13 protein-coding genes are annotated in these 10800 nt (G+C 72.8%); all 13 read left to right on the top strand.

The genetic code is table 11. The annotated features are described in order from the left end of the window. The first annotated feature begins 1 nt into the window (after window position 1). The 13 genes from gmk to AC3RX0_RS05645 all read left to right on the top strand — a co-directional run bounded on the left by gmk (window position 2) and on the right by AC3RX0_RS05645 (window position 10800). Complete coding sequence (gene gmk, locus AC3RX0_RS05705) at window positions 2–898, top strand: guanylate kinase (RefSeq protein WP_491504950.1); 897 nt, start codon at window positions 2–4, stop codon at window positions 896–898. Window positions 899–992: 94 nt separating this feature from the next. After that, window positions 993–1247 (top strand): DNA-directed RNA polymerase subunit omega, encoded by a 255-nt coding sequence (rpoZ, locus tag AC3RX0_RS05700; RefSeq protein ID WP_491504949.1) that lies wholly within the window; start codon window positions 993–995, stop codon window positions 1245–1247. A gap of 92 nt (window positions 1248–1339) precedes the next feature. Continuing rightward, entirely contained in the window at window positions 1340–2533 is a 1194-nt protein-coding gene (gene metK, locus AC3RX0_RS05695) for a methionine adenosyltransferase (protein ID WP_491504948.1), read from the top strand. 1 nt (window position 2534) lies between these two features. After that, a complete protein-coding gene (locus AC3RX0_RS05690; protein ID WP_491504947.1) occupies window positions 2535–4538 on the top strand; it encodes a primosomal protein N' family DNA-binding protein in 2004 nt (667 codons plus the stop codon). 14 nt (window positions 4539–4552) lie between these two features. Further along, complete coding sequence (fmt, locus tag AC3RX0_RS05685; RefSeq protein WP_491504946.1) at window positions 4553–5473, top strand: methionyl-tRNA formyltransferase; 921 nt, start codon at window positions 4553–4555, stop codon at window positions 5471–5473. Continuing rightward, a complete protein-coding gene (locus AC3RX0_RS05680; protein ID WP_491504945.1) occupies window positions 5470–6837 on the top strand; it encodes an RsmB/NOP family class I SAM-dependent RNA methyltransferase in 1368 nt (455 codons plus the stop codon). Before fmt ends, AC3RX0_RS05680 begins: the two co-directional genes overlap by 4 nt. A gap of 37 nt (window positions 6838–6874) precedes the next feature. Further along, window positions 6875–7549: a ribulose-phosphate 3-epimerase gene (gene rpe, locus AC3RX0_RS05675; protein ID WP_491504944.1), complete on the top strand. Its 675-nt coding sequence runs from the start codon at window positions 6875–6877 to the stop codon at window positions 7547–7549. Between the two features lie 56 nt (window positions 7550–7605). Next, window positions 7606–7869 (top strand): phosphoribosyl-ATP diphosphatase, encoded by a 264-nt coding sequence (locus AC3RX0_RS05670; RefSeq protein ID WP_491505393.1) that lies wholly within the window; start codon window positions 7606–7608, stop codon window positions 7867–7869. 69 nt (window positions 7870–7938) lie between these two features. Next, on the top strand, window positions 7939–8778 hold the full coding sequence (gene hisG / locus AC3RX0_RS05665; protein WP_491504943.1) for an ATP phosphoribosyltransferase: 840 nt from the start codon (window positions 7939–7941) through the stop codon (window positions 8776–8778). After that, window positions 8778–9569: an imidazole glycerol phosphate synthase subunit HisF gene (gene hisF / locus AC3RX0_RS05660; protein ID WP_491504942.1), complete on the top strand. Its 792-nt coding sequence runs from the start codon at window positions 8778–8780 to the stop codon at window positions 9567–9569. Before hisG ends, hisF begins: the two co-directional genes overlap by 1 nt. After that, complete coding sequence (hisI, locus tag AC3RX0_RS05655; RefSeq protein ID WP_491504941.1) at window positions 9566–9925, top strand: phosphoribosyl-AMP cyclohydrolase; 360 nt, start codon at window positions 9566–9568, stop codon at window positions 9923–9925. Before hisF ends, hisI begins: the two co-directional genes overlap by 4 nt. After that, window positions 9922–10521, top strand: coding sequence for a Trp biosynthesis-associated membrane protein (locus AC3RX0_RS05650; RefSeq protein WP_491504940.1), 600 nt, complete (start codon window positions 9922–9924; stop codon window positions 10519–10521). Before hisI ends, AC3RX0_RS05650 begins: the two co-directional genes overlap by 4 nt. A gap of 48 nt (window positions 10522–10569) precedes the next feature. Then, on the top strand, window positions 10570–10800 hold the full coding sequence (locus tag AC3RX0_RS05645; RefSeq protein WP_491504939.1) for a DUF6704 family protein: 231 nt from the start codon (window positions 10570–10572) through the stop codon (window positions 10798–10800).

Genomic DNA, 10800 nt, shown 5'->3' with positions numbered 1-10800 from the left:
CGTGGTTGACGCCCAGCATCCCCCCGAGGTCGACCGAGCCGCGGCATCCCGCAAGGCCGTCGCCGCACGCCGCGCGCGGGCGAGCCTGAAACGCGACATCGCGACCCGGGTCGTCTGGCCGCAGCAGGTCCTGCGGCGCGCGAAGTCCGATCCTGCGGGGCCGGCGGCCACGATGCGGGTGACCGAGTTCCTGACGGCGCTGCCGGCGATCGGGGAGGGCAAGCGCGACCGTCTGCTGGCCGACCTCGAGATCTCGCCGGTCAAGCGGGTCGGTGGGCTCGGGGTGCGCCAGCTGCGGGCGCTCGGCGCCTGGCTGGACGTGCGCTTCCCCGAGCCGGTCGCCCGCGCGGGGCGCAGCAGGCTGGTGGTGCTGGCCGGTCCCACCGCTGTGGGCAAGGGCACGGTGGCGACCTACATCAAGGCGCACCATCCCTCGCTGCTGCTGTCGGTGTCGGCCACGACGCGCCCGCCGCGGCCGGGCGAGGTCGAGGGGGAGCACTACTACTTCGTGGACGACGCCGAGTTCGACCGCATGGTGGCCGCGGGCGAACTGCTCGAGCATGCCACCGTGCACAACAAGTACCGGTACGGCACTCCGCGCGGCCCGATCGACCGGGCCCTGGCCGAGGGGCGCACCGTCCTGCTGGAGATCGATCTGCAGGGCGCGCGCCAGGTCCGCGTGGCCGAGCCGGCCGCGACGCTCGTGTTCCTGCTGCCGCCGTCGTGGGACGAGCTCGTCCAGCGTCTGGTCGGCCGCGGCACCGAGGACGAGGAGGAGCGGGCGCGGCGTCTGCGCACGGCGCGGACGGAGCTGGCCGCCCAACGCGAGTTCGACCATTTCGTGGTCAACGACGACGTCGCCCGGGCCGCCGCCGAGGTCGCGGAGCTTGCCCGCTAGAATAGGGGGAGTGCGCGTGCTCCACGCGCCTCGCCGAGCCTTCCGCACCGCTTGGATGCGGCATCCATCGCTCACTCACACTCAGGAGGTTCCCATGGCCGGAACGAACCAGGGCATCATCGAGCCCCCCATCGACAACCTGCTCGAGAAGGTCGACTCGAAGTACCAGCTCGTGATCTATGCCGCCAAGCGCGCGCGCCAGATCAACGACTATTACTCCGACCTGCACGAGGGCAACCTGTTCGACAACGTCGGACCGCTCGTGGACTCCACGGTCGAGGACAAGCCCCTCACGATCGCTCTGCACGAGATCAACGAGGACAAGCTGCGCCTGCGCCACGCCGAGTAGTCATCCTTCGTCATCCGGTGCCCCCAGCCACCGCCGTGTCGGCGGCTGGGGGCATACTGGTGCCCGTCCGTCTTCAGCCCAGGGGAGCATGAATGTCGCAGCTGCGCCTGTTCACGTCCGAGTCCGTCACCGAGGGGCACCCCGACAAGATCTGCGATCAGATCTCCGACAGCATCCTCGACGAGCTGCTCGCGAAGGACCCGGGCAGCCGGGTCGCCGTCGAGACGCTCGTGACGACCGGGCTCGTGCACGTCGCGGGCGAGGTGCGCACCGAGGCCTGGGCCGACGTCCCCGGCACCGTGCGCGCCGTCGTCAACCGCATCGGCTACACCTCGAGCGACACCGGCTTCGATGGCGACTCGTGCGGCGTGAGCGTGTCTATCGGTGAGCAGTCCAGCGACATCGCCAGCGGCGTGGACCGGGCGCTCGAGTACCGCGACGACGGCTCCACCGACCCGATCGACCAGCTCGGCGCCGGCGACCAGGGCATCATGTTCGGCTACGCCACGACCGAGACGCCGCAGCTCATGCCGATCACGGCATGGACCGCGCACCGCCTCGCCGAACGGCTCACCGAGGCGCGCCGCACCGGGGCGCTGCCGTTCCTGCGGCCCGACGGAAAGACGCAGGTCACCGTCGGATTCGAAGGCGACGTGCCACGCACGATCGAGACCGTGGTGCTGTCGACCCAGCACAATCCCGACATCTCGCTGGCGGCCCTGCGCGCCGCGGTCCGCGCCGAGGTGATCGACCCCGTGCTCCAGGCGACGGGACTGGATGGCTCGCACACCGACTTCTACATCAACCCGGCGGGCGCGTTCGTCATCGGCGGGCCCAAGGGCGATGCGGGCCTGACCGGTCGCAAGATCATCATCGACACCTACGGGGGAGCGGCGCGTCACGGCGGCGGCGCCTTCAGCGGCAAGGACCCGTCGAAGGTCGACCGCTCGGGCGCCTACGCAATGCGCTGGGTCGCCAAGAACGCGGTCGCCGCAGGTTTCGCGCGCCGGCTCGAGGTGCAGGTGGCCTACGCGATCGGCAAGGCGAGCCCCGTCGGGCTGTATGTCGAGACGTTCGGCACGGGCACCATCCCCGACGAGCAGATCACGCAGGCGATCCGAGAGGTGTTCGACCTGCGCCCGCGGGCGATCATCCAGCAGCTCGACCTGCTGCGCCCGATCTACGCCCAGACGGCTGCATACGGCCACTTCGGTCGCGAGCTGCCAGACTTCACGTGGGAGCGCACCGACCGGGTCGACGAACTGCGGCGCGCCGCCGGGCTCTGAGATGGCCGCGCGGCGCGTGGCACGCGTGCTGGTGGACTCACCCCTGCCGCAGCTGGACCGCCTGTTCGACTACGCGATCCCGCCCGAGCTGATCGACCAGGCCCGGCCGGGCGTGCGCGTGCGTGTGCCGCTGCGCAGCGCGGGACGGGTCATCGACGGCTACATCGTCGACGTCGTCGACGCCGATCCGGTCGACCGTCCCCTGTCCGACCTGGATGCTGTGGTCTCGCCCGTGCCCGTGCTGACTCCCGGCCTGTACGCGCTCGCACGCCGCGTCGCCGACCGTGCGGCCGGCGGGGCCGGCGACATCTTGCGTCTCGTGGTGCCCAAGCGCATGGTGCGGGCAGAGAAGGCCTGGCTCGCCGCGCCCGAGTGCGACCCCGTCGCGGTGCGAGAAGACGCCGCGGCCCATGCCGCCCGTCGCCTGTCGGCGTACCCGGGGCTGGCCGAGACGCTCGACCGCGGTGAGCGGATCGCCCTCGACGCGCCGCCCCGCCCCGAGTCGCTGCCCGACGGCACGACCGTGCCCGGCTGGGCGCTCACGCTCGCGGCGGCGGCGACGGTCACCCTCGCCGCCGGGCGCAGCGCGATCCTGGTCACGCCGGACTATCGCGACCAGGAGCAGCTGACCGCGGCTCTCGCCGGATTCGTGCCGGCCGAGGCCGTCGTCCGCGCCGACGCCCGCCGCACCGGGCCCGAGCGCTACGCCGACTACCTGCGGCTGCTGGAATCGGCGCCGTGCGTGGTGGTCGGCAACCGGTCCGCGGTCTACGCACCCGCCGCCGAGGTCGGGCTGGTGGCACTCTGGGACGACGGCGACCCGCTGCTGAGCGAACCGCTGAGCCCCGGCGTGCACGCACGCGACGCGGCGCTGGTTCGCCAGGAGCTCGGCGGGTGCGCGCTGCTGCTGGCCGGGCACACGCGCACCACCGATGTGCAGCGACTCGTGGACGCCGGATGGCTGCACGAGGCGGTGCCTGGACGCCGTGTCTCGCCGCGCGTCGTGCTCTCGGCCACCCAACAGGGCGAGGCGCGTGGGTCGCGCGTCCCGTCTGCGGCCTTCGCGGCCGCGCGCGAGGGCCTGCGCACCGGCCCGGTGCTGGTGCAGGTCGCACGCCCTGGCTACGCGCCGTCGCTCGTGTGCGCCGAATGCCGGCGCCCCGCCCGCTGCAGGCACTGCGGCGGGCCGCTGCGCGCGCGACGGCACGGCGCCGTCCCGGACTGCGGCTGGTGCGGCCGGTCGGCGAGCGGGTGGGAATGCGGCACGTGCGGGTCGACCCGGGTCCGCATGGCGTCATCCGGCAGCGAGCGGACGGCCGACGAACTGGGTCGCGCGTTCCCCGGCACCCGCATCATCGTCTCCGACGGCGAGCACCCCCTGCTGCGGGTCGACGCCCAGCCCGCCCTGGTCATCGCGACCCGGGGCGCCGAACCGCTCGCCGACGGCGGGTACCGGGCGGTGCTGCTGCTGGACGGCGACCGCATGCTGCAATCCGACGATCTGCGGATCGGGGAGTCGTGCCTGCGCTGGTGGTCCAATGCCGCCGCGCTGGCGGCCGCCGGAGCGCCCGTTCACCTGGTCGGGGTGACCGGACCGGTCGCACGGGCGCTCGCGACCTGGACCCAGCCGGCCTATGCCCGCGCCGAGCTCGCCGAACGCGCGCCGCTCAAGATGCCGCCGAGCGTCCGGGTCGCGACGATCGAGGGCACGCCGCGCGAGATCGAGGCGGCGGTCGCGGCGGTGCGCGGTGCGGACGCCGCGCTGCCCCCCGACGCCGTGCTCGGCCCGGTCGAGGGCGGTGCCGGCGGCGACGCGGGCCGCGAGCAGGCGACGGCGCGGGCCCTGATCCGCTTCCCCTACCGCGCGGGCGCCGCCGTGACCGAGGCCCTGCGCGGTGCCGTGGTCGCCGCAGCCCTGCGCACCCGCCGTCCAGCCAAGGGAAGACCGGCCGGCCCGCGCAATACACTCAGAGTACGCGTCGATGTGCTCGATCCCGAGCTGTGAGAAACGAGGAGAGAATGCGCGTCGTCTTCGCAGGAACCCCCACGGCCGCCGTCCCGGCGCTGCACCGGCTCGCGGCCTCCGGCCACGAGATCGCGACGGTCGTCACTCGCCCCGACGCACCGTTCGGGCGCAAGCGCGTGCTCACGCCTTCGCCGGTCGCACAGGCGGCCGCCGATCTCGGACTGCCGGTGCTGAAGACGTCCCGGCTCGACGACGACGCCACCGCCGCGATCCTGGGTGCCGCGCCCGACCTCGGCGTGATCGTGGCGTACGGGGGCCTTGTGCGCGAGCCGCTGCTGACCGGGCCCGCGCACGGATGGATCAACCTGCACTTCTCGCTGCTGCCGCGCTGGCGGGGGGCCGCTCCCGTGCAGCACGCGATCATCGCCGGAGACACCGTCACGGGAGCCGACGTGTTCCGGCTCGAGGCCGGGCTCGACACCGGCGAGATCCTCGGCGAGCTGCGATACGACATCCCGCCGCTGGCCACTGCCGGCGACGTGCTGGACGCGCTCGCCCACCGCGGGGCGTACCTGCTCGAGGACGTCGTGTCGGCCATCGCCGCCGGCTCCGAGATCGCGCAGCCGCAGGCAGGCCAAGCGACGCTCGCACCCAAGCTGACGCTCGAGGACGCACGGCTGCGCTGGGACGAGCCGGCCGACCTGGTGCTGGCGCGCTGGCGTGGCACGACGCCCGAACCGGGCGCGCACACGACGATCGACGGCGCCCGGCTGAAGGTGCTCGCCGCCGCCCCCGCTGACACCGACGCCAGGCTCACCCCCGGTCGGTTCGGGCAGGACGGCGGCCGCATCCTGGTGGGCACCGCCACCGAGCCGATCGTCCTGGAACGCGTCCAGCCCGCCGGCAGGCCCGCGATGGATGCCGCGGACTGGTGGCGCGGTCTGCGCGTGGACGAGCCGGTGGCCGGTTCGTGAGCGGGCCCTCGGCCCGCGTCGTCGCCTTCGACACCGTGCGCGCCGTCCACGCCGACGACGCTTACGCCAACCTGCTGCTGCCCAAGCTCCTCGCCCGGGCCGGCCTCTCGGCCGCCGACAGCGCCCTGGCCACCGAGCTGGCGTACGGCACGCTGCGTCGCGAGGGCACGTACGACGCGGTGATCGCCGTCGCCGCCGACCGGTCCGTCGACCGCATCGACCCGGTCGTGCTCGACGCGCTGAGGGTCGGCGTGCATCAGCTGCTGTCCACGCGCATCGCCTCGCACGCCGCCGTGAACGAGACGGTGGATCTCGTGCGGCACGCGGCCGGCGGGCCCGCCTCCGGGTTCGCCAACGCGGTGCTGCGGCGCGTCTCCCGCGACACGCCGGGAGAGTGGATGTCGCGCATCGACTCCGCCGCCCGCTCCGACGACGAGCGGCTCGCGCTGCGCTGCGCCCACCCGGTGTGGGTCATCCGCGCGCTGCGCCGCGCCCTGGCCGCCGAGGGGCGCGCTGACGAGCTCGACGCCCTGCTCGCAGCCGACAACGCCGCGCCGCGCGTCATGATGGCCGCCCTCCCCGGCCTCGCCGACCGGCCCGCCGAGCTCGCCCCCTCGCTGTACTCGCCATTCGGCTTCCTCGCCCCATCCGGCGACCCCGCACCCCTCGTGCGCTCGTCCGGCGGCCGGTTGCGCGTGCAGGACGAGGGCTCGCAGCTCGCCGCGCTCGCCCTCACCCGCGCGCGTCCGATCGCCGCCGGCGAGCGGTGGCTGGACCTGTGCGCGGGACCCGGCGGCAAGACCGCGATCCTCGCCGCCGAGGCGCTCGCGAGCGGGGCACGGCTCGAGGCGAACGAGCTGGTGCCGACGCGTGCCCGCCTCGTCCGCCGGGCATTGGCGGGAGTCCCCGCCGAGATCGCGGTGTCCGAAGGCGACGGCCGCGAGCGTGCGGCATCCTCGCCCGGTGCGTACGACCGCATCCTCGTGGACGCGCCCTGCACCGGCCTCGGCGCCCTGCGCCGACGTCCCGAGGCGCGCTGGCGCAAGACGCCCGGCGACGTCCCCGCGCTCACGGCCCTGCAGGCCGAGCTGCTCACCGCGGCTGTGACGGCGCTGGCCCCCGGTGGCATCGTCGCGTACGTCACCTGCTCGCCGCACCTCGCCGAGACCGCCGGCGTCGTGGGCGACGTGCTGCGCACCCAGGGCGACCTCGTCGACCAGCTGGACGCCCGCGCGGTGCTGCGCGACGTGTCCCGCGCGCCGATCGACCTGGCCGCGCCGGCCGATGGATCCGGGCGGGCTCAGCTGTGGCCGCACCGACACGGCACCGACGCCATGTCGATCACGTTGCTGCGGCGACACTGAGCAGGGCCGAGCCACGGCGATGAGCATAATGGGGGACGTGCCTCACACCGCCGCGCCGCGCATCAACCCCAGCATCCTCGCCGCTGACTTCGCGAACATGCAGCGCGACCTCGGGCGCATCTCGACCGCCGACTTCGTCCACGTCGATGTGATGGACAACCATTTCGTGCCCAACCTCACGTTCGGGCCGCAGATGGTCGAGCGCATCCAGGCGACCAGCCCCGTCCCTCTGGATGTGCACCTGATGATCGACGACCCGGACCGGTGGGCGCCCGCATACGCCGAGCTGGGGGCGGCGTCGGTGACGTTCCACCTCGAGGCGGCGAACGAACCGGTGGCCCTCGCCCGGCGGCTGCGGGCGATCGGCGCACGCGCGGGGGTCGCGGTCAAGCCCATGACGCCCGTCGAGTCGCTGTTCGACATCCTCGAGGACTTCGACCAGGTCCTCGTGATGACCGTGGAACCGGGGTTCGGCGGCCAGTCGTTCATGCCCGAGACCATGCCGAAGCTGCGGCGCCTGACCGACGAGGCGCGCCGGCGCGGCTCGTCGGTCTGGCTGCAGGTCGACGGCGGCATCTCCGCGTCCACGATCGCGCAGGCAGCCGAGGCCGGCGCCGACACCTTCGTCGCCGGCTCCGCCGTGTTCGGGGCGGCAGAGCCCGCAGAGGCGATCGCCTCCCTGCGCGATCTCGCTGCCGCGCACGCGCATTGACCGCCGCGCACCGTCACGCGGTCCGATCCGGCGGGCTGGTTCGATAACCTGTCATGGTGAAGACGTTCGACTCCCTGTTCGCGGAACTGACCGCGAAGGCGACCGACCGCCCCGACGGTTCGAAGACCGTCGCAGAGCTGGACGCCGGCATTCATGCCATCGGCAAGAAGGTCGTCGAAGAGGCGGCCGAGGTGTGGATGGCCGCCGAGTACGAGACGACGGATGCCGCAGCCGAAGAGATCTCCCAGCTGCTGTACCACCTCCAGGTCATGATGATCGCGAAGGGGCTGAACCTGCAGGACGTGTACCGACATCTGTGAGGCCGGTCACGGCTGGACCGTGCACCGATCACAGACACCGATCACACGCACCCATCAGAGAGACACGCCATGCTGCGAATCGCCGTCCCCAACAAGGGGTCGCTGGCCGAGACGGCCACCGACATGCTCACCGAGGCCGGGTATGCCGGCCGACGCGACACCAAGGACCTGCACGTCATCGACCCCGACAACGACGTGGAGTTCTTCTACCTGCGCCCGCGCGACATTGCCACGTACGTCGGCTCCGGCGCGCTGGACGTCGGCATCACCGGGCGCGACCTGCTTCTGGACGCCCGCGGCCGTGCACGCGAGATCGAAGCGCTCGGATTCGGCGACTCCACGTTCCGCTTCGCCGGTCCGCCCGGCCGGTTCTCGGGCGTCGCAGACCTCGACGGGGTGCGCGTGGCCACGTCCTACCCGGGACTCGTGGATGGCTACCTCGACTCGCAGGGCATCGCGGTGGACCTCGTGCCGCTGGACGGCGCGGTCGAGTCGGCCGTGGACCTCGGCGTGGCCGACGCGGTCGCCGACGTCGTCTCGACCGGCACGACCCTGCGCCAGGCGGGCCTGGAGGTGTTCGGACCGGTCATGCTGCAGTCGGAGGCGGTGCTGATCGCCGGCCCGAACGATGCCGACGGCACCGAGACCCTGCTGCGGCGCCTGCGCGGCGTCATGGTCGCACGGCGGTACGTGCTCATCGACTACGACCTGCCCGTCGCCCTGGTCGACCGCGCGGTGGCCCTCGCCCCGGGCATCGAATCGCCCACGATCTCGCCGCTGCGCGACCCCGGATGGGTCGCGGTGCGCATCATGAGCCCGCGCAGGACCGTCAACCAGGTGATGGACGCGCTGTACGCCTTGGGCGCGCGTGCGATCCTGGTCACCGCCATCCACGCGGCGCGGCTGTGATGACCCTCGCGACCCGCGTCATCCCGTGCCTGGACGTCGCCGCCGGCCGGGTGGTCAAAGGCGTCAACTTCCAGAACCTGCGCGACATGGGCGATCCGGTGGAGCTCGCGGAGTTCTACTTCGCTCAGGGCGCCGACGAGCTGACCTTCCTCGACGTGACGGCGACCGTCGACGACCGCGCGACGACCTACGACGTCGTGCGTCAGACCGCCGAGAAGGTCTTCATCCCGCTCACCGTCGGCGGGGGAGTGCGCTCCGGCGACGACGTCGCCCGACTACTGGGCGTCGGCGCCGACAAGACCGGCGTGAACTCCGCCGCGATCGCGCGGCCCGCACTGATCGACGAGATCGCCGACCGGTTCGGCGCGCAGGTGCTGGTGCTGAGCCTTGACGTGAAACGGTCGGCCGCGACGGCCTCGGGGTTCGCTGTGACCACTCACGGCGGCCGCGTCGAGACGGCGCTGGACGCGCTGGCCTGGGCGCGCGAGGCCATCGAGCGGGGCGCCGGCGAACTGCTGGTGAACTCGATCGACGCCGACGGCACGAAGAACGGCTTCGACCTCGAGCTCATCTCGCTGATGCGCGAGATCGCCTCGGTGCCCGTGATCGCCTCAGGCGGCGCGGGCGCGGCGGAGCATTTCGCGCCGGCCGTCCACGCGGGCGCCGACGCCGTCCTCGCGGCATCCGTCTTCCATTCCGGCCAGCTCTCGATCGACGACGTCAAGGCGGCGCTCAGTGCCGACGGCATCCCGGTGCGGGGCCGCACGCGCAGGGAAGGATCTCCCTCATGACCTCCTCCATGGACGAGCGCATCGCGCGCGTCGCGTTCAACGAGCACGGACTCGTCCCGGCTGTGATCCAGCAGTGGGACACCCTCGAGGTGCTCATGCTGGGCTGGATGGATGCCGAGGCCCTGCGTCGCACGCTCACCGAGGGGCGCGTGACCTTCTGGTCGCGATCCCGTCAGGAGTACTGGCGCAAGGGCGACACATCCGGCCACATCCAGCTCGTGCGCGGTGCGCGCCTCGACTGCGACGGCGACACCGTCCTGATCAGCGTCCAGCAGATCGGAGCGGCCTGTCACACCGGCGACCGCACGTGCTTCGACGCCGACGACCTCGACCCGGCCGCCGGGGGCCGCCCGTGATCGCACGTGCGCGCCTGCTGTCGGTCGTCGTCATCGTGCTGTGCGGCGCGATCGGCGTGATGTCGTCGACGCAGGTGTGGTTGCACGTCCAGCTCACCGGCGCCGCCTCCCACGACCTCACCGTGACCGGCGCCGCCGCGATCCCCGTGCTCGCGCCGCTCAGCCTCGCGGTGCTGGCCCTGGGGGTCGCCCTGTCGATCGTCGGGGTCGTGCTGCGCTACGTGTTCGGTGCGATCGCCCTGGTGATCGGGGCCGCGCAGGCGTTCCTGGCGGCGCAGGTGGCGTTCACGCGTCCGACGTCGGCGGTGGCCCGTACCGTGACCGACGCGACCGGGATCACAGGCGACAAGGCCGTCGCGGCGCTCATCGCGCAGATCGCGTCGACGGCGTGGCCGGCGATCACGATCGCCGTGTGGGTCCTGCTGTGCGCAGCCGCCGTGTTCGTCCTGGTCACTGCCCGGCGCTGGGGCATGTCCGGCCGCAAGTACCGAACGGATGCCGCACCCCGGCCCACGACGGGACCCCTGGACGCCGTCGACTCGTGGGACGATCTGTCCCGCGGCGAGGATCCGACCGGCGACGACGACCCCCGCTAGACTTGCCCACAGGGCGCGGTTCGTCGCGCCCGCCTACGAAGGAGCCCCATGAGCAACCCCATCGCCGATCCCGGCCACGGACACTCGCCGGCCGCCTGGACCGCCGTGATCATCATGCTGGTCGCGTTCGCGGTCGGAACCACAGCGTTCTTCCTGGACGTGCCGTGGCTGGTGTGGGCGTGCGCGGTGCTCCTGGTCGTCGGACTGATCGTCGGGTTCATCCTGTCGCGCGCGGGGTACGGCGTGAACGGGCCGAAGTTCGTCCCCAAAGACCATTGA

Source organism: Microbacterium sp. W1-4-2 (genome assembly GCF_058349885.2).
Note: the sequence above shows the minus strand (reverse complement) of the source record. Positions and strands in the feature narration are given on the sequence as shown.